At 65.6% G+C, this 19781-nt stretch carries 13 protein-coding genes; 1 reads left to right on the top strand and 12 read right to left on the bottom strand.

What is annotated here, in order from left to right; all coding sequences use genetic code 11:
- Positions 1-666: 666 nt before the first annotated feature.
- Positions 667-2442, top strand: a complete 1776-nt coding sequence (locus DAEP_RS23240) for a right-handed parallel beta-helix repeat-containing protein (protein ID WP_051337282.1) — start codon at positions 667-669, stop codon at positions 2440-2442.
- Positions 2443-2595: 153 nt separating this feature from the next.
- On the opposite strand, the gene DAEP_RS0100145 is transcribed toward DAEP_RS23240, so the two are convergent.
- From DAEP_RS0100145 to DAEP_RS22290, 12 genes are all read right to left on the bottom strand, one after another.
- Positions 2596-3735, bottom strand: coding sequence for a glycosyltransferase family 4 protein (locus tag DAEP_RS0100145; RefSeq protein WP_027243245.1), 1140 nt, complete (start codon positions 3733-3735; stop codon positions 2596-2598).
- Between the two features lie 13 nt (positions 3736-3748).
- Positions 3749-4921: a glycosyltransferase family 4 protein gene (locus DAEP_RS22270; protein WP_051337283.1), complete on the bottom strand. Its 1173-nt coding sequence runs from the start codon at positions 4919-4921 to the stop codon at positions 3749-3751.
- Positions 4902-5873 carry a glycosyltransferase family 2 protein gene (locus DAEP_RS22275; protein WP_051337284.1) on the bottom strand — a complete coding sequence of 324 codons (972 nt, stop codon included), beginning with the start codon at positions 5871-5873 and terminating at the stop codon, positions 4902-4904. The genes DAEP_RS22270 and DAEP_RS22275 overlap by 20 nt, the downstream gene beginning before the upstream one ends.
- A complete protein-coding gene (locus DAEP_RS0100160) occupies positions 5866-6711 on the bottom strand; it encodes a glycosyltransferase family 2 protein (RefSeq protein WP_027243246.1) in 846 nt (281 codons plus the stop codon). The genes DAEP_RS22275 and DAEP_RS0100160 overlap by 8 nt, the downstream gene beginning before the upstream one ends.
- The gene (locus DAEP_RS0100165) at positions 6708-7685 is read right to left on the bottom strand and encodes a UDP-glucuronic acid decarboxylase family protein (protein ID WP_036760324.1); all 978 of its coding nucleotides are present in this window, start codon (positions 7683-7685) and stop codon (positions 6708-6710) included. The genes DAEP_RS0100160 and DAEP_RS0100165 overlap by 4 nt, the downstream gene beginning before the upstream one ends.
- The gene (locus DAEP_RS0100170; RefSeq protein ID WP_084204371.1) at positions 7685-8656 is read right to left on the bottom strand and encodes a sulfotransferase; all 972 of its coding nucleotides are present in this window, start codon (positions 8654-8656) and stop codon (positions 7685-7687) included. The genes DAEP_RS0100165 and DAEP_RS0100170 overlap by 1 nt, the downstream gene beginning before the upstream one ends.
- Positions 8625-10004 carry an O-antigen ligase family protein gene (locus tag DAEP_RS0100175; protein ID WP_027243249.1) on the bottom strand — a complete coding sequence of 460 codons (1380 nt, stop codon included), beginning with the start codon at positions 10002-10004 and terminating at the stop codon, positions 8625-8627. The genes DAEP_RS0100170 and DAEP_RS0100175 overlap by 32 nt, the downstream gene beginning before the upstream one ends.
- Complete coding sequence (locus DAEP_RS23455; RefSeq protein WP_084204372.1) at positions 9994-12333, bottom strand: glycosyltransferase family 4 protein; 2340 nt, start codon at positions 12331-12333, stop codon at positions 9994-9996. Before DAEP_RS23455 ends, DAEP_RS0100175 begins: the two co-directional genes overlap by 11 nt.
- Before the next feature lie 114 nt (positions 12334-12447).
- A complete protein-coding gene (locus DAEP_RS0100185; protein ID WP_027243250.1) occupies positions 12448-14247 on the bottom strand; it encodes an ABC transporter ATP-binding protein in 1800 nt (599 codons plus the stop codon).
- Between the two features lie 198 nt (positions 14248-14445).
- The gene (locus DAEP_RS22285; protein ID WP_245595036.1) at positions 14446-15021 is read right to left on the bottom strand and encodes a sugar transferase; all 576 of its coding nucleotides are present in this window, start codon (positions 15019-15021) and stop codon (positions 14446-14448) included.
- 729 nt (positions 15022-15750) lie between these two features.
- Positions 15751-18177, bottom strand: a complete 2427-nt coding sequence (locus DAEP_RS0100195; RefSeq protein WP_027243251.1) for a right-handed parallel beta-helix repeat-containing protein — start codon at positions 18175-18177, stop codon at positions 15751-15753.
- A 621-nt stretch (positions 18178-18798) separates the two neighbouring features.
- Positions 18799-19707, bottom strand: coding sequence for a glycosyltransferase family 2 protein (locus tag DAEP_RS22290; protein ID WP_051337286.1), 909 nt, complete (start codon positions 19705-19707; stop codon positions 18799-18801).
- Between the last annotated feature and the right edge of the window lie 74 nt (positions 19708-19781).

Here is a 19781-nt window from a genome sequence, read left to right on the forward strand (position 1 = left end):
GAGAGCGCCATAAATGCCATCAATCCATAATTATGTGGCAAAGTCGACGGATTCCAAGTCCGGGCAAACCGGGGCGCGGCCGCAGGGCGTCAGCGGCGGTGCGGGCCGTCCCCGGCCATTCCGGCGGCCAAGACGGCGGGGCGGACGCTCTGCCCGGCAGCGCCGGACCCGGAATGGCGCCGCTGGCCTGCTGCAGAGATTTCGGGAACAAGCGGCGCGGGCGGGCCGGAGAGGGGCCGGAGAGGGGCCGGAAACCCGGCGGCTCAGGGCTGATGCCCGGCACATCTGGGCGCCGCCGCCTTGGGAAGGGCAGATAGTGTCTCCGATTGCGGTCAAATTGTCGATGCCTTGACCTGCCTTTTCCGGCGGCTTTCGGCCTTTGCGCGGTTCATTGCGGACGGCAAACGCGGAATTGGCCAAAAAAAGCCGGCTTTTTGACATCAAGCTGCTCCCGGCTTCCTGTTAACCCTTTTGCGCGATAGGCCGCGGCAAATTCAGCAGCACGCCGGCGTTCCGGCGGCGAGGGACAGAACTATCTGCAGCGCCCGGGAGATGTCCCGGTGCTTCAGGCCCGTTTCCAGGGCCCGTCCCCGGTGTGCGCTGTTACGAAATGTATGAGGGTCGGCCGCACCACTCGGCGGCTGATTGCAGTTAAAAGGAAGTCACATGACCGTTTGGCATTCGTCTGACCTCGGCTGGTCCGCGGGTCAGGATGTCTCCAGCGCGTTTGCGTCGCTGCTGTCGAGCAAGAAATTCAAGGCCGGCGACACGCTGGTTCTTGAGGATACCTACAAGATCTCGGGGGCGCACCTGCGGCTGCCGGAGAATTTCACCCTCACCGCCAAAGACGGCGCGGGGCTGGATGTGCGCACCACTTCGGCCACCGACACCTCGCCGCTGTTCCTCCTGTCCAAGGGGGTGACGGTCGATAACGTCACCTTCGACGTGGTGAACGCGCCGAAGACAAGCTACGACGGGATCCTTCCCGCTGCGGGCCAGGACTACCACAAGAAGCGGGTTCTGGTCGTCGAGGGCGATGGGGTCACCGTCAAGGACAGCGCCTTCTCGGGCAATGTGTCGATGCATATCGATGTGCAGGGCGGCAACGGCCTCACCGTCGACAGCAGCCTGTTCGAGGGCGGCTTCTACCAGCTGCGCGTCGTGGCCGGGGACGGCGCCACGATTTCGGGCAGCCATTTCCGCAAGTCGCTGGGCGACGGCATCAAGACCGAGAGCTCCTCGTCCGGTGACGGGCCGTCCAACATGACGGTGACCGGCAGCTTCTTCGAGAGCAACGCCCGCGACGGCCTGGACACCGCCGGCGGGTTCCGCAACGGCAAGGTCCTGGATTCCGTGTTCTACAACAACGGCGTCAGCGGCTTCGACCTCAAGAGCTCGTTTCACGACAGCACCGATTTCAACCCGGAAAAGTGGAACACCAACATCACCGTTGACGGCAGCCAGTTCATCAACAACCCCAACGGCATCGTGGTCAGCGCGGTCGACAGGACCGGCATGCTGAATGCAACCAACGCGAAGGCGATGCCGCACGGCATCCACATCAGCGACACGATCTTTGAAGCCACCGGCTCCAGCTCCGGGCGGGCGTTCCTGATCAAGGACGGCTATGACATCACCTGGGAAGGGATCTCCCTGCTCGGCAATGTCAGCGAGTACCGCTTCATGAACGCTTCCGGGCTCAGCCTATCGGGCACCAATGTCGGCGGCGATATCGAAACCACCGGCGCGCCGCGGAAGCTGTCCGTCAGCGAGCTGTGGTCCGGCTCCGCCGGCCCGGTTGCAGGCGGCGAGAGCGAAGGCGGCTCCGGCGGCAGCACAACACCTGCGCCCGAGCCCGAGCCTTCGCCTGAACCTGCGCCGGACGGCGACCTCAACCTGGTGACCGGCAACGCGCAGGACAACACCCTGCACGGCACGGCAGAGGCGGACATTATCAAGGGGCTCGACGGCCAGGACATGCTGGCTGGCTACGGCAGCCGGGACCGGCTCAGAGGCGGCAGGGACGAGGATACCGTCGACGGCGGCGGCGGCAGGGACAAGGTCTTTGGCGGCGGCGGAGCAGACACCGTCTATGGCGGCGGCGGAGCAGACGTTCTGAAGGGCGGCGGCGGCCAGGACCTCCTGGATGGCGGCAACGGCAACGACATGCTCAATGGCGGCAACGGCGCCGACCGGATCTCAGGCGGCGATGGCAGCGACACCTTTGTGTTCACCGCGCGTCACGGCCAGGACACGGTTCTGGATTTCACCTCCGGAACCGACATGATCGACCTGAGCGGGCTGGGCCAGAGCGCCAGCAGCTACAGCGATCTGGAGATCAGCAGCCAGGGCGGCAGCGCGCTGATCGACACCGGGGAAGGCACCATCCTGCTGCAGGGGGTTCAGGTGTCGGAACTCGGGGCAGGAGATTTCCTGTTCTGAGGCACCCGCCCTCAGGTTTGCCCGTCCGGCAGCTTTGAATTTGCGCAAGCAGATCCGGACGGGCCGCGATTTTCCTGCGCTGCGGAGGCCATGCCTTTGCAGCGCAGCCGCCATCCCTTGCCAGCGCCGCAGCGCTGCGGGCCCGGAAGCCGGTCAGAGCGGGCCCGGCGGCGGCCGCTTGCCCGCGATTTCCGAGAGCGCCTCGGCATAGGCGCGGATCACGATCTTCTCGTCAAACTGCCGCTCGACAAGCGCGCGCCCGGCGCTGCCCATCTTCTGCAGGATGTCCTGCGGCGCCCCGGCAATGCGCAGCATCGCCCGCTCAAGGTCGGAACTGTCGCGCGGCGCCACCAGAAAGCCGCTCTCCCCGTCGATCACCACCGTGCGGCAGCCGGCGGTATCCGTGGTGATGACCGGCCGCCCGCAGGCCCCGGCCTCCAGAAGCGCGCGCGGCGTCCCCTCGCGGTAATAGCTGGGCATGACCACGCAGGTTGCCTGCGCAAGAACCGGGCGGATGTCGCGCTGGCGGCCGAGGTATTCGATGATCCCCTCCTCCTCCCACTGCGACAGCACCGCCTCGGGGACCGCTGCCGGGCCCGGCGTTTCAAGGCCGCCGGCCAGCCTGAAGACAGCCTCGGGAAAGACCTTGCGCACCTGCCGCGCCGCTTCGGCGTATTCCCCGATCCCCTTCTCCCACAGCAGCCGGGCAACCAGCAGGAAGACAGGGGCCTGCGGCCGCCGGGGCACCGGGGAGGCGGTGAACCGCGCCAGGTCGACCCCGGACCCGGGCAGGATCCGCGCGGTGCCGGACGCAACCAGCCCGGACCGCAGAAACTGCTCCTGATCTTCGAGGTTCTGGAAAAAGACGATGGGAGCAGCCCGGAAGGCATGGCGGTACACCCGGGCCGCAAAAGCCGCCAAGGGGCCCTTGCCGGAAAATACAGACCCTAAACCGGTCACATTCGGGATGATCGGGGTGCCGGTCAGGCGCGCCGCCAGCCCGGCATAGAGGTTGTTCTTGATCGTATAGCTGAGGATGGCGTCAGGCCGCAAAGCCCGGATATGCCCGATCATCGCCCTGAGGCAGCCGGCCTCCCGCACCGGCGAGGTGCCGCGGCGGTCCATCTTCAGCTCCACATACCTGCAGCCGATCTCGCGGAGAATGGCCTCGGTGTAATCGTCGCGGGGCGCCAGCACGGTGATCTCGTGGCCGGCCGCCATCAGCGCCCGCAGCAGGCCGGAGCGGAAGTTCACCACGTTGAAGGAGGAATTGACGGTCACAACCAGCTTCATGGGATTTCCCGCCTCATGACACGGCATCACTGTAAATTCCGGCCATCGCGCGGGCGCAGCTTGACCAGCTGAATTGCCGGGCCCGGCGCCTGCCCTGCGCCGCCATGCGGGCGCGCAGCTCCTCGGAGCCGCAGACCTGCAGGATGGCGGCGGCCAGCGCTTCGGGATCCGAGGCATCGCACAGGCATCCTGCCTGGCCCGCCACCTCGGGCAGCGAGGTCCGGTCCGAGGCGACCACGGGGGTGCCGCTGGCCATGGCCTCAAGAACCGGCAGGCCGAAGCCTTCGAACAGCGACGGGTGCACGTAAAGATCCGCCGCCTGGTAGAGAGCCCGCAGCTCCGGATCGGACACGTAGCCCAGGCGGTGCACGCGGTTGCGCAGCGCCGGTGCGGCAAGCGCCCGGGCAATTTCGCCGCTGTCCCAGCCTGCGCCGCCGACCAGCACCAGATGGTGCGGGATGCTGCTGCCCAGAACCGTCATCGCCCGCAGCAGGCCGGCCAGGTTCTTGCGCGGGCTGGCAGCCCCTGCGGAGAGGATGAAGGGGACACCGGGCGGCAAGGCAAACCGGTGCAGCAGCGCCGGGTCCGCCGGGGTGAAAAACGCCTCCGAAACGCCTTCCAGCACAACCCGCAGCCGCGCCTCGACCCCCGGCCCTGCATACTCCCGCACGGTGTCGGCGGTGTATTGCGACACGCAGGCAATGACATCCGCCTGCCGCACCGCCTGGTCGAGGCTGCGCTGCATGACCCAGGGGCGGGTGTTGCGGAAGTAGTCCGGGCGGATCAAGGGGCCCAGGTCGTGAATGGTCACCACCAGAGGCTTCCGGGTGGCCACCGGATAGCCGAGGGAGACGGCGTGGACCACATCGACCGGCGCATCCAGGCAGGCCTCGAGGGACGGGCGCCCGAGAAACGTCCAGAGCAGCGAGGTGCCGCGGCGGCCAAGGCCTGTGAGCTGCAGCCCGGTCTCCTGCTGGCGCGCGGCAAGCGCCTCCGGCTCCAGCCCCGACCATCCGGCAACAGGGATGATCTCGGGCCCGCCAATGCCCCGCAGCGCCTCCAGCAGCTCCCGCGCATAGCGGGCCAGCCCATGCCCCTGCCGGTCGCCGAACTGATTGGCGAAACAGGCCACCCGCAGCCCCTGCCCGGGGATCATGCCTGCGCGTTCAATGGTTGCGGATTGCAAGAAATGTCCTCCCGAAGACGCTGTTCCAGCGGCGCCGGAGCCGGCCGCGGATCCCCGCGGGCAGAAACGCGCCCAGCAGGGCGGCCCAGGAATCCGCCGCAAACGGCCACAGCGCGATGGCAATCAGATACTGGCGGATGGCGGCCCCGCGTCGGCCCAGGTAATGGAACTGCACCCGCCCGGTGCGGCGGTGAAAGCCGGCCCGGGCCGCCAGCGGCAGCCACCAGGCGCGGCGCCGCCGCAGCGCCGCGTATTTGTCCAGGATCCGCTTGTGCGCGCGCAGCTCCCGCGCCGGATCCGAAACGGTCCGCGGCCCCGAATGCTGGCGCAGATCCACCAGAACCTCCGGAACACAGCCGATCGGGGCCAGCCGGGCCAGGCGTATCCACATGTCCCAGTCCTGCCGGGCGGCAAGCGCAAGATCGAATTTGCCGGCCTCGATCAGCAGCCGCCGCTCTGCAAGATAGGCCGAGGTCGGCGCCGTCACATCGCTGACCAGCAAGGCGTTCAGCAGGTCGCCTTCCGGGAAGGCATGGCGCGGCTCTGCGATCACCCGGCCGCTTTCGGCATCGGTTTCCCGCAGGCCGCAGTAGACCGCCCCGAACTCCGGGCGCGCTGCCAGCCGCGCCATCTGCTTTTCGATCTTTTGCGGATGCCACAGGTCGTCGCTGTCGAGGAAGGCAACAAACCGGCCGCGCGCCCTGTCTATGCCGCGGTTGCGGGCCGCATTGCCGCCCGCGTTCGGCTGTTTCTCGTAGACCACCGGCAGCGGCACCGTCTTTGCCCAGGCGCTGACCCGCGCCGCGGTGTCATCCTCCGACCCGTCGTCGATGACAATGATTTCCAGGCCGCGGAAGGTCTGCGCCTGCACGCTGTCCAGCGCCTCGCAAATCAGGTGCCCCCGGTTATACGTGGGCACCACCACCGAGACCTTTGGCGGCGCATCAGCCATTGCGGTCCGCCGCCGCCCAGGACACCTGCCGCTCCAGCTCCGCCCGCGAAATGCGGTTCTGCCGGTCCCACACCAGCGCATAGGCGCGGAAGACGGCGGTGGCCGAGTGCAGCGCCGAAATCAGCCCCGGGGTGCCGTCGAGAAACCCCTTCTTGTAAAAGTACTTCTTCAGGAACTCCTTGGCCGGCGCCCAAAGGATCTGCCAGCCGCGGATCTGCCGCTTGCTGTCCTCGACGTGCTTGACGGTCTCCTCCAGATAGGTGGAGCTCTTCTTCAGGCGCTTTTCGAAATTATGCTCGTTGAAGTGGATCATCTTGCCGCTGAGCTGGCCCACCCTTTGCGCGGGCGCATCCAGGTGGCAGGTCTCGTGGAACATGCCGCCGAAGCGGAACAAATCGCGCCGGGCCAGGTGGATCAGGTTCCAGTCCTGCCAGCCGCCGCCGTGCATCGGCCGGTGCATGAAATGATTGAGCCGCCGGAAGCGGTAGCCGTCCATCTGCTCGTCCTGGATCGCCGCGCGGATTTCGCCGGCCAGCTCGCGGGAGACCCGCTCGTCGATATCCATATGCAGCAGCCAGTCGCTGGCGGCGGCGTCGATCCCCTTGTTGCGCTGATCGCTGTAATATTCGCCGGGCTTGCGCGGCGACCGCAGAAACCGGACGGTGCCGCCCGCCGCCGCGCAGATCTCTTCGGTGCGGTCGGTCGAGCCGTCATCCACAATGATGATCTCATCGGCCCAGCCGATCAGGTTGGCCAGAAACCCGGGCAGGTCCTCTTCCTCGTTGTAGCTGATGGCCACAACGCCCAGGGTGACGGGGGCGCGCTCGAACGGGCTCATCGGGCCGCCTGGGCCAATCCGGCGTCCGGCCCGGACAGCAGGCCGTCAAAATAGCTGATGGTCTTGCTCAGCCCTTCTTCCAGCGCAACCGCAGGCGCCCAGTCCAGTTCGCGCTTGGCCAGCGAAATATCCGGGCGGCGCTGCATCGGATCATCCTGCGGCAGCGGCCGGTAGACGATCTCGGACTGCGAGCCGGTCATCTCCACGATCCGCTCCGCCAGCTCGCGGATGGTGATCTCGACCGGGTTTCCGAGGTTCATCGGGCCATGGCAGCCGGGTCCGGCCGCCATGAAGCGGACCAGCGCATCAACCAGGTCGCTGACATAGCAGAACGACCGGGTCTGCATCCCGTCGCCGAACAGCGTGATCGGCTCGCCTTTCAGCGCCTGGACGATGAAATTCGACACCACACGCCCGTCATTGGGATGCATTCTGGGGCCGTAGGTGTTGAAGATGCGCGCCACTTTGACATCCAGCCCGGTCTGCCGGTGATAGTCGAAGAACAGCGTCTCCGCGCAGCGCTTGCCTTCGTCGTAGCAGGACCGCGGGCCGATGGGATTGACATTGCCCCAGTAGTCCTCCCGCTGCGGGTTCACCTTGGGATCGCCGTAGACTTCGCTGGTGGAGGCCTGCAGGATCGGGCACTTGAGGCGCTTGGCCAGCCCCAGCAGGTTGATGGCGCCATGCACGCTGGTTTTCGTGGTCTGGATCGGGTCGTGCTGGTAGTGGACCGGCGAGGCCGGGCAGGCGAGGTTGAAGATCGCGTCCACCTCGACATAGAGGGGGAACGTGACATCGTGGCGGATCAGCTCGAAATGCACGTTGTTCGCCAGGTGATAGATGTTCGGTTTTGTGCCGGTGTAAAAATTGTCGACGCACAAGACGTCGGTGCCGTCCGCGATCAGCCGGTCGATCAGGTGAGACCCGATGAAACCAGCGCCGCCTGTGACCAATACCTGTTTGTTAATACTCATTATGACTCCACACCTGGGTTCCTAAGTGACTCGTCTTTTGCCGGTTTCCGGCCCAAGGCCCTGCGCAGGCGCAGCAGGGCCGGCTGCACGAACCTGTCCCTGAGCCGGTTGACGCGCAGCCGGGGCGACCGGCGCTTGGGGGTTTGCAGCGCCGCGCCGGCACCGGCGGGCTGCGGATTGGCCAGCTCTGCGCTGCTGTAGCCGAAATGCCGGGCGATCTGCTGAACCGCCGGATCGAGCTGCAGGGTATAGCTGCTGTCCTGCTTCCATTTCTCAGAGGATTTCGCATGGGTGCCGGCGCCGGTGCGGGGATCGGGCTCTATGCCGATGAACCGGCAGATTGCGGCAAAGCCGTCAGCAGGCGCTTGCACCAGATCCTCGTAGCGCACCGTCAGCAGCCTGCCTTCCGGCAGCATCTGTTCAAACGCCAGCAGGTTGCGGCAGATTTCCAGCCAGCCGTGCTGCCGCTTGCCCGGGTCGGTGCCGAACAGCGCGGCGGCGGAATACATCGTGCCGTGCGGGTTGCGGACCATGGCCACGATCTTCACGTCAAAGCTGGTGGTCTGCATCCATTCCAGGATCAGGCTCAGCGCCGCCCAATGGGCAAGGAACTGCGGCGATTTCTCAAAGAACACCGGGCGCGCATAGGCCTGGCACAGGGCTTCCCAGCCCTCGAAGACCAGCGCCCGGTCGTCTGCGGGCGGCTGGAATTCCGGCACGCACCGCGCCAGCAGGTCAATCATATAGGCGCGCGCATTCGCCCGGCTGCCATAGCCGCCGTAGGCCCGCCCCGAGCTGAACAGCTGATCCGGGCGCCGCAGCAGCACCGCGGCCATCAGCCACCAGTGGGTCTCCAGATTGGAATGCGGCGAATAGGGCACGGTCTGAACGTCAGGATGGCGGCAGATCTCATCCTGGAACATCGTTGAGCCAGAGCGCTTATCTGAAAGCAGGAGCACGATGCTGGGCATGAGACCTCCGGTTCGCTGATTTGACCTGCCGCGGCACTTCGAAAAAGTTCGCTAGAGACGAAATAAGTCCAATGACGAGGAAGAAAAGCATTGCGCCGCGCGGCGTCGAGACCGGCGCATGCCCGAAGGCGGCCCACGGCAGCAGGGCGACCATCGACAACAGCAGCGACTGCGACAGCAATCCGGCGAAGGAGCCTTTGCGCCTGGCGAGCTGCCCGGCGGCGCGAAGCGCCCGCAGCACCAGGGCGCCGTAGAGAAGCGCGGCCAGCATCCCGTAGCTGTAATAAGCCATTGCAAATGCGGCATGGGTTGCCTTGCCGGCCTGCTCGGGAACCACCCGGGACTCCGAATACCTGACGGTGACCCCCTGCCCCAGCAGCAGGAACTGCGGCTGCTCGGCAATGTGCTGGAACGGCTCGACATAGGCCAGGATGCGCTCGCTTTCGCGCTCGTCCTGGAACGGGTTCTCCAGGATCGCCTGGCTGCGGTTGGACAGGCGGTCGAAGAAAAACAGCTGGGAGGAAATGCCCACGGCCAGAATGACGGTGGTGCTGACCGCGACCGGCAGCAAAATCCCCCGGCGCACATGCTTGAACCCGTAGAGCAGCACCGCCAGCAGGATGAGCAGGCTGCCCAGGATCGGCCCGCGGGAATAGCTCATCACAACCCCCATCGGCGCCAGCAGGCAGGCGGCCAGCGTGAGGCCCCGCCAGACCGGCCCCAGCCGCCACGGCCAGCGCAGCAGCAGCGCCGCAAGCGGCCAGCACACATTGATGAATGAGGCGCCCAGGATCGAAACCCCGACCAGGGTCCGGCCGCGGACGCCGCTGTCTCCGGCGCTGTAATGCGCGCCCACCCCTTCCGCGGCGGGCTCGAGGAACTTGTTCGAAAACACCAGATCCACAACCAGCACCCGCGTCATCGGCAGCGACGTGAGGATCATCAAGGACGCGGTGACCAGCATCCCCAGCACCGCCGCGCGCAAGATCACCGACACATCCTGCGGCGTCCGCACCATCAGGCCGGTGAGGAAGAACACGCTGAAGGCCAGGCAGGTGCGGATGGAGATATAGACGGAATCCTGCAAGGTGCTGAAGGTCAGGGCCCCGATCACCTCGCTGGCGAGCGCCAGAGACAGGATCACCTTGACGGTCGTGGAAAACATCCTGCGCCCCCGGACCGCAGGCAGGCTCTGCGCCTTCACGATCAGCATCAGGATCAGCAGGTCGATCATGTAGACAGGCACCGGGCCCAGCTTGACATTCAGCTTGGGCACCGCGACGAGGACAAACACGAAGACCGCGAACAGGCCGATGCCCGGGGTTGTCCGGTGAGGTCTATAGGCCATAACCGTGCCTCACCTTTGCGTATAAATTCAGATGAGCGCTCACGTAGTCTTCGATCCTGAAGGTCTGCGAGCGCTCAAAGCCGTTCTGCCCCAGCCGGCTGCGCAACTCCGGGGAGGCCGCCAGGCGGCGGATGGCAGCCGCGATGCTGGCAGGCTGCGCCGGATCGACCAGCAGGGCGGCCTGGCCGTCCGGGCCGACAACCTCCCGCAGCCCCGCGACATCCGAGGCGATGACAGGCAGCGCCGCGTTCATGCCCTCCACCGCCGCCAGCCCGAAGCCTTCCCACAGGGAGGGGATCAGGAAGATGTCCGCCTCCTGCAGCAGCGCCCGGATGTCCGGCACATAGCCCGCAAACTCCACCGCTTCGGACAGGCCCAGCCGCGCGGCGGTGCTGCGCAGCGCCTCAAGCTCGGGCCCGTCGCCCGCGATCACATAGCGCAGGTTGCAGGGCATCAGCTGCGCCAGCGCCTCCAGCGCCGCGCCGTAGTTCTTGGCCGGGGCCAGGCGGCCGGCCGACAGCAGGGTCAAGGGCGCGTCCTTGGGCGCGCGCCGGATGGGCCTGTCAAAGAACAGCCGGCAGCCATTGGGGATCACCGTGACCCCCTTGACCCAGGGGCGCGCCGCCTTCAGCTCGGCGCTGACCCCCTGGCTGATTGCGATGATCTGCCGGAAGGCGCCGTAGACCTGCCTGTCGACCGCCCGCCCGAACAGGCTGGACCGGCGGTTGTTGGAGGTGCTGTGCTCGGTGAAAAGCACCGGCGCGCCCACCACGCCGGCCCGCACCAGAAGCGACAGGTACAGGCTGGCGGGAAACAGATGCGCATGCACGACGTCGCTGGGGCGGATGTGCCGCCTGGCATAGGCCGCGAGCCGGCCGAAGGCGCGCGGGTCATAGGGGCTGCTCACCCCAAGCGACACCGCCCCTTCCGGCACGCCGCCCTCGCCGAAGCCCTCCAGCGAGACCAGATGCGCCTCGATCCCTTCCGACTGCAGCTGGCCGTGCAGGCTGCGGGCCATCCGCTCGGCGCCGCCGCGTTTCATGTCGATGCTGTTGATGATCTGGAACACCCGCGGCCGCGCCGCCGGGTCCGGCGCCGCCGCGGGCGGCGGAGGCCGCCGCCGCAGCCTGCTGAGGCTGCTGCGCAGCGCCTTGCGCTGCTTGGCCGGAAGGATCCGGGCCAGAGGGTGCTGCCGGAACAGCGCGGGCGCCTGAAAGCGGTTCCAGGGCACCGGCTGCCAGTCCGGCGGCGGCTCCGACATCACCGTTTCAAAAAGTCCGGCATAGGCGCGCACGCATGTTTCGCGCGAAAACCGGCTGCGGGCCGCCGCCGACACCGCCCGGCTCATCGCCTGCAGCTGCGCCCGGTCCCGTGCCAGGCCTTCGATATGCCTGGCAAACTCCGCGGTGCCGCCGGTCTCCGCCAGGAACCCGGTTTTGCCTGCCTCGATCAGGAAATCGGTGATGCCCGGCAGCCGCCAGGCAACCGGGACAGCGCCGGCCGCCATCGCCTCGAGCAAGGCGTTGGGGCAGCCTTCGAAATGCGAGGGGAACAGAAAGACATCGGTCTCTTCCAGAAACCCCGGGATCTCCCCGGGGGTCAGGCTGCCGAGGAAGCGCACGGCCTCCGGGTCCGCCAGCCCGGCCAGCGCCCGGCGCAGCTCCGCCTCATCCTTGCCCTGCCCCGCGATCCGCAGCTGGAACGGCACCCCGGCGTCTTCCAGATGGCGCAGAATGTCAGGCAGGTGCATCACCCCCTTCTGCCGGTGCTCCAGCCGGCCAAGGAAGCCCAGTCTCAGGGCCCCGCCCCTGCCCCGCACCGCCCGGGCCGCCGCGGCGAACCGTTCCGGCGGCACCCCGTTGGGGATCAGGGCAATCTTGTCCGGGCTGACGCCGTAGCCGGTTACCAGGTCCTCCTGCAGCCGCGGCGTCAGCGCCACGATCCGCGCCAGCCGCTCCTGGCCGATCAGGGTCAGCTTGTAGCCTTCCTCGAACCCGTTGGCGCAGCGGGCCAGGGCCCGCACATGGGCGGGAAGATGCGGCAGCGCGCTCAGGATGGCGGGGGAGTTGACGCCGAACACCGCGTCGATCTGTTCGGCCGCGCACCAGCCGGCAAACGCGCGGGCCTGTGTTTTCAGGCTTGAGCTTCTTTTCGCCAGCAGCACGCATCCCTCATCGGCAAACGCCGGGTCGGTCAGGCTGGCCTGATCGCGGCCCGCCGCGACGCAGCGCAGGTCGATGCCCTGCGCCAGCAGCGCAGGCCGCATGTTGCGGTAGAAGGTGAAGGTTCCGCTGTCCTTCGGCACCGATCCGAACGCCACGCGTATCATCGGCGGCCTCCCGGCAGGCACAGCCTCGCCCTGCCCTGGCCCGCCTTGTTTCGGCCCGCCTTATTTTGGCCTGCCCGGTTCGGGCCTGCCCGGTGTTTGGCACGGCCCATCCGATCACCCCCCGGCTGCAACGGTGATGTGATCGCCGGCCCCGAACAGGCTGTCGTAATCGGCGATGGATGTCAGCGCGCCGTTCTCCAGCGTCAGGATGATGTCGCAGTCCCGCACGGTCGTGTGCCGGTGGGCCACCATGATTAGGGTCTGCGAGCCCGCCAGCTTGGAAATCTCCGCCATCACCTGCGCCTCGGTGGCGTTGTCGAGGGCGCTGGTCGCCTCGTCGAACACGATGACGTCCGGCTCGGGGTAAAGGGCGCGGGCAATGCTCAGGCGCTGCCGCTGGCCGCCGGACAGCCGCACCCCGCGCTCGCCGACAAAGGTCTCGTAGCCGTCGGGCAGCTCGTTCAGGATGAACTCCTCGATCTGCGCCATGCGCGCCGCAGCCCGCAGCTTCCCGGTGTCGATATCCGCGTCGGGAACGCCAAAGGCGATATTCTGCGCCACCGTGGCATCGCTCAGGTAGATGTCCTGCTGGACATAGCCGACATTTGCGCGCCAGGAGCGGATTTCACTGTGCGACAGCCTGCGGCCGTCAATCCGGATCTCGCCGCTGTCCGGTTCCAGCAGCCCCAGGATCATATCCATCAGGGTTGTCTTGCCGGCCCCGGTCCGGCCGACAATCCCCACGGACATGCCCGCTGCAATCGTGAAGGTCACGTTTTTCAGGCTGTCTTCCTCGGTGCCGGGATAGCGGAAGCACACGTCCTGGAACTCGATGCTCTCCCGGAAGCGCAGGGGGGCAACCGCGCCGGGCAAGGCCGGCAGGTCTTCCGCGCTTGTGAAATCCTCCAGGATGGACTGTGCGGAAGCGCTGCTCAGCCGCAGGGACACAGAGGCGTTATAGCCGCGCTGGAAGGCCGGCATCATGCGGTAAAGCGCCAGGACAAACACCCCGAGCGTCGGCAGCATACTGGCCATCGCGGCGCTGCCGGTGCCGCCGCTGCGGGCGGACAGCAGCAGGGTCAGCAGCACAGTGCCGCCGATGGCGACGGATTCGATGATGTGGCGCGGCGCCATCCGGACGGTGTTGGACAGCGCATTCGCATTGGCATAGGCCGACGACGGCACCGAATAGCGTTCAATCAGGTTCCGCTCCCGGTTCAGCAGCCGGACCTGTTTGCCGCCGATCAGCGCCTCCATTGCCAGCCGGTGCCGTTTGCGGTTGGTGCTCAGGATGGTCAGGCCCAGCCGGCTTGAGATCCGGCGCACGGACAGCAGCAGCACCGCATAAAGCGCGGAGAATGTGCCCATCGCCAGCAGCGTGACCGACGGGTTGATCACCAGCAGCAGCGCCACCAGGAAGATGAGTGTCACAGCCGCGACCACGAATTCCGAAAACGCCCGGAAGACCTGCGAGACGATGCGGGCCGTCTCCGACAGCATATTCGCCACAAGCTCGCTGCTGTTGCGCTGCAGCATGAACGGGTAGGGCTGCTTCAGATAGGCGGTCAGCAGGCGTTTCGACAGGCTGTGAACCCGCCCTTCAAGCCAGCGGTTGGCGGCATAGACGGTCAGGATCTTCAGCCCCGCGGTGGCGAGGAGCATGACGAAGAACGCGATGCCCAGCACAAAGATGAACTCATCGGCGCTGCCAAAGCCGCCCCATGTGTAGACATATGACAAGTAGCTGTTTGACTGAATGAGCCCGGGCTCGCCGAGCACCTTGAGAAAGGGGAAGATCATGGCGACCCCCACCATGTCCGCAAATCCGCTCAGGATGATCAGCGGCATGATCAGCATCGCCGTTTTGCGCTCCGCCGGCGTCAGCAGCCGCAGGGCCAGAGACAGGCTTTTCATGACGGCCTCCGGCAGAGTGCGGGCTTGCGCCTCCGGCATAATCCAGAAGCGCGCCTCCGGCGCGGGGCAGAACTGCCGGAACCCTGCGGCGGCCGCGGCCGCCCTGCTTTCTGAAACACGCCGGCCGGGCACGCCAAGGCGGCCCCGCTCAGCTTCTTTGAAACCGATACCAAATCACAATGCACAAGACTGCTTTCGTTACAGGCGCGGCGGCCAGCCAAATACGATCTTGATTGTTGCAACTAATACGAAAAGATCCAGCCGCCACCCCATGTTGCGGACATAGTGCGCATCCAGCTCAAGTTTTTCCCGGGCCTTCTCGATGCAATCGGTGTAGCCCTGGGTCACTTGCGCATAGCCGCTCATGCCCGGCTTGACGGTTTCGCGGATGCCGTATCCGGGAATCGCCTGCCGGTAGGTTTCGGCAAAGGAGAAGATTTCGGGTCTCGGGCCGATCAGGCTCATCTGCCCCATCAGGACGTTCAGGATCTGCGGCAGCTCATCGAGCTTGGTATCGCGCATCCAGTGCCCCAGGGGGGTGATGCGGGAGGTCTCCAGCGGATCGTCCGCCCCCCGGCAGCCTGCGCCGCTGCAGGTCATGGTGCGGAACTTGATCATCGTGAACCCCTGCCGGTTCCGGCCGCAGCGCTGCTGCAGGAAGAACAGGCGACCCGGATTCCCGAAGGGGTTCAGGCACAGCAGAACGCAGCAGATCCCAAGCAGCAGCGGCAAGCAGGCCAGGCTGATCAGAATATCCGCTGCACGTTTGGACACCAGGTAGGCACGCCGTTTCGCGGCACGGGAAAACGCCCCTGAGAGATTTTCCCCCTCCCCGCCAGGGTAATAATACCTCTTGGCGGCGACTTTTAACATAACACCATTCTTCATTTAACTTGTAACCGTCTACTAAACCCATACACGGAGGGCACAGAAACCGGCTGCCCGAAACAAGAAATCCAGCCCCTGAAAACAGGCGGGATGGGCATTTGAATCTGTGAAAATCAGTCCCCCCAGACCCCTCACATGCGGCCATTGGAACACACTGCAAGCAGGCCGCCAGACAAGTATGCCGTCCGGGTGCCGTTCTGCCAAGGTAAAATTTTAAGAATATTTGCTGAAAACTACGCCGGAAAATTTAAACGGCGCGGGTTTAATTGAATTCCCCGGGAGCGCGGCCGCGGACCCCGGAAGCAATTGATCTCATTGATTTAATTTTGCCCAAAAAAAGCGCTGCGAAAAACAGGGCGATGGAAAAAAGAAAACCTATTACAACCGAAAATACGAATGATAATCCAAAAAACAACCATAGGGAAAATACGGCAATCCACATTGCGCAAACGGATATAAAGAAAGAAGGAATCGCCATGCCGGACCTTGAACCTGGAGTATCTGACATACTGTTATTCCGGCCTGGCCTGCGGCGCCAGAGGCGCACAGGGGTTTGCGGAGAATTGACGCCGCAAGCAGCTGCGGTGCAGGACAGGATCCTGCACCGCATTGGTGTCAGACGAGCAGGAAGTCGTCGCTCAGCGCCGCGCTGCCGGTGGCAATCGCAAAATCGCTGATGGTGCCGTCAAAGGCATCGGTGAAGCCCGCTTCGCCCGATTTGCTGGCCCAGCCGTTGGCGCCGACCTGCAGGTGCTCTGCGTTGTCCAGCCAGTCGAACTCGAAGTCCGCCTCTCCGGCCAGTTCGCCGTTCAGCCGCAGCGCAACCTTGCCGCCGCCGAAGCTGGCGCTGACCGAATAATCGGTGTCCGCCTCAATGCCGGTGACTTCGAAGGTTTCCGACGCAGCACCCTCCTGGAACCGCACGAACAGCGAGCCGTTGCTGATGTAGCTGGTGAAATGCCCGTCGTTGGCATCGGCGCCATAGGCATCCTTCGAGACCAGCCCCTGGCGGCCGCTGACCGTGTCGGCATTGAAGGTGAAGGCGATGTTGCCTGCCTCCGCCTGCAGCGCCTGGTCCGGCGCGAACTCCCGCACCGAGCTGTCCGTGCCGTTGAACTCCATCGGGCCGTCCAGCTCGAAGACGTCCGCAAGCGCCGGCAGGCTGGTGTCCGTGCCGGTGCCGCCTTCGGGTGCCGCAGGGGTGCTGGTGTCCGTCTCCGTGCTGCCGGTTCCGGTTTCACCGCCGCCCGCACCGGAGACCGCGGCTGCGGTGTTGAAGCCTTCGGTGATCCCGACGTTCGAGATGGTGCCGTCGAAGGCATCCACGAAGCCGGCCGCGCCGGACTTGCTGGCCCAGCCGTTTGCGCCGATCTGCAGGTACTCCTTGTTGTCCATCCAGTCCACCTTGAAGGCGGCGGAATCCGCCAGCACATCGTTGACCCACAGGGACACCTGGCCGTCGCCGAAGCTGGTGCGCACGTCATAGTCCTTGTGCGCCTCGATGCCGTCCATCGTCAGAGTCTTGGAGGCAGACCCTTCCTGGTAGCGGACGTGCAAGGTGCCGTCCTTGATGTAGGAGGTGAAATGCCCGTCGTTCACGGTTGTGCCGCGGGCGTCCTTGGACACGAGCCCCTGGCTGCCGCTGACCTTGTCCGCGTTGAACGCAAAGGACACCGTTGCGGATTGGGCATTTGTGCCGGCGGACGGCGCCACCTCGATCACCTTGGCGGCGGTTCCGTCGAACTCCATCGCGCCCGACCGCTGGAACAGCGTCTCGCCGCTGCCGGCCGGAGCGGAAGTGTCTTCCTCCGGGGCCGGCTTGGGCTGCGGCTCGGGTTCCGGCGAAGGCTCGGGCTCGGGTGCGGGTGCAGTGCTGCCGCCGGAGCCGCCTTCGCTCTCGCCGCCTGAAACCGGGCCAGCGGAGCCGGACCACAGCTCGCTGACGGACAGCTTCCGCGGCGCGCCGGTGGTTTCGATGTCGCCGCCGACATTGGTGCCCGAGAGGCTGAGCCCGGAAGCGTTCATGAAGCGCAGCTCGCTGACATTGCCGAGCAGGGAGATCCCCTCCCAGGTGATGTCATAGCCGTCCTTGATCAGGAACGCCCGCCCGGAGTTGGAGCCGGTGGCTTCAAAGATCGTGTCGCTGATGTGGATGTCGTGCGGCATCGCCTTCGCGTTGGTTGCGTTCAGCAGGCCGGTCCTGTCGACCGCGCTGACCACGATGCCGTTGGGGTTGTTGATGAACTGGCTGCCGTCAACGGTGATGTTGGTGTTCCACTTTTCCGGGTTGAAATCCGTTTTGTCGTGATACGAGCTCTTGAGGTCGAAGCCGCTGACGCCGTTGTTGTAGAACACGGAATCCAGGACCTTGCCGTTGCGGAACCCGCCAGCGGTGTCCAGGCCGTCGCGGGCGTTGCTCTCAAAGAAGCTGCCGGTCACCGTCATGTTGGACGGCCCGTCACCGGACGAGGAGCTCTCGGTCTTGATGCCATCGCCCAGCGACTTGCGGAAATGGCTGCCCGAAATCGTGGCGCCGTCCCCGGCCACGACGCGCAGCTGGTAGAAGCCGCCCTCGAACAGGCTGCTGTCGACGGTGAGGCCGTTGCCGCCCTGCACATCGATATGCATCGACACATTGCCCGAGAAGGCGCTGTCCTTGACGGTGACCCCATCGCCCTCGACGACCAGAACCCGCTTCTTGTGGTAGTCCTGGCCCGCAGCGGGAAGGATCCCGTCGTAGCTTGTCTTCGGCGCGTTCACCACGTCGAAGGTGACGTTATCGACCGTCACCCCTTTGGACAGGAGGAACAGCGGCGAGGTGTCGGTGGCCGAAGTGGTGCGCACATCGAGGCCCGCGCCGTCTTTGGCGGTGAGGGTGAAATTCTCCGGCAGCCGCAGGTGCGCCCCCGAGATCTTGTAGGTATCCTCAAGAACCAGCGTGTCGCCGGCCTTGAATTTCTTGCTCGACAGCAGCGACGCAAACGCGCTGGAGACATCCTGACCCGCGGACCAGCCGAGGTCAGACGAATGCCAAACGGTCATGTGATTTCCTTTCACTGGCAATCAGCCGCCGAGTGGTGCGGCCGACACTCTTACATTCCTTACATTCCGAAACAGCACTGTCCGGGGCGGGCCCTGAAGACGGGGCTGAAGCACCGGGACAGGCCCTGGATGCCGCAGATGTCTCAGATCCCTCACCGCCGGACAGCGGACTGGTAAAAACCTGGCAGCGACCTAATTGCCGCCGCCCCGTGCGGAAAGCCCCGATCCAATCCGGCCGGGAAGCCGGCTTGTTTCAGCCGCTCGCCCCGCAAACCGTCCGCAAAGAACCGCGCAACGGCAGGAACCCGCTCAAACGCGGGTGTTGAAAGTCTGGGAAAACGCGGGGCTGTTCTGTAACAGTGGAGCCGGTTTACCCTGCCCCGTGTCACATCCGGGAAGCGGGGTTTGAGGCAACTCCGCAAGCAAAAACTCTGCCCGCAGAAGTGCTTGGCCGCTGCCCGGCAGAGAGCGGCATCCGGCCCGGCCGCACAAAGACCCGCAATCGCGAATCGCAGCGCCTCAAGCCGGGCGGCACCCGCCTGGCTTGAGGCGCTCTGTTTGCGCAGTTGCAGACCGGCGGCCTGCCGGCACCGGCGGGCCGGAGAAGCAGGCCGGACGCCTTCAGAACGCGGGCTTCTTCACCCGCTGCCGCATCCTTTGCCTCTTGCGGGCCCGCAGCTTCAGTTTCACCCGCTGCACGGCCAGCGTGACCAAGGCCGACAGCCGGTCCGACGTGGAGAGGTCCGGGGTCAGGCAGAGGGAGTTCAGATATTCCCGTGACAGCCGCCGCGCGGGGCGCGGATCCGCAACCGCATCCGGGTCAAACCATTTCGCCACCGCATCCGGCGTCTTGTTGGCCCGTTGCGAGCCATCCTTATGCAGCCTGCGCTGAAACTGCGGCGCACACTCCAGCCGGACGATATGCCCCAGCAGGGCGCATTCGGCCAGCAGCACGTAGTCCGAAGCGATATAGCTACCGATCAGGCGCGTGCGGGCCAGCATGTCCCGGCGGAACATCCCGAACACCGAGGTCACGACCGCCAGCTGGTCCAGCGTTTCATAGAGCCGCCGCGCCGGTGTGCGGGCTGAGGTCTCCACGCAGGACGCCGCCCTTGTCCCGGTTTCCCGCCCGGTGTCATCAATATACCTGAACGCCGGGTAGACCAGGACTGCGCCGTCGCCATGCTCTTCGAACCCCTGCAGGCAGGCCGACAGAAAGGCGGGGCCCAGAATGTCATCATGGGCCAGCCAGTTGAAATACTCGCCGCGGGCCAGGTGGAATGTGTAATTGTAGTTCTTGGCGGCGCCGATATTGCGCGGCTGCCGCACATAGAGAATGCGCGGATCCTGCTCCGCAAAGCGGCGGCAGATCGCCTCGGTGCCATCGGTTGAGGCATTGTCGGAGATGATCAGCTCGAAATCCTGAAACGTCTGCGCCAGAACGGATTGAATGGCCTGCTCCAGGTAGTTTTCGCCGTTGTAGACCGGCAGCCCGATGCTGCAGGCCGGCGCCGCGGAAATATCTGTCATCTGCTCACTCGTTTACCGGTACCCATGCTCACATAGCCCGCCCCGCAAACCCGGCCACCCCGGGCTGTGCGGCC

It is taken from the genome of Leisingera daeponensis DSM 23529 (assembly GCF_000473145.1).
Taxonomy (GTDB): Bacteria; Pseudomonadota; Alphaproteobacteria; order Rhodobacterales; family Rhodobacteraceae; genus Leisingera; species Leisingera daeponensis.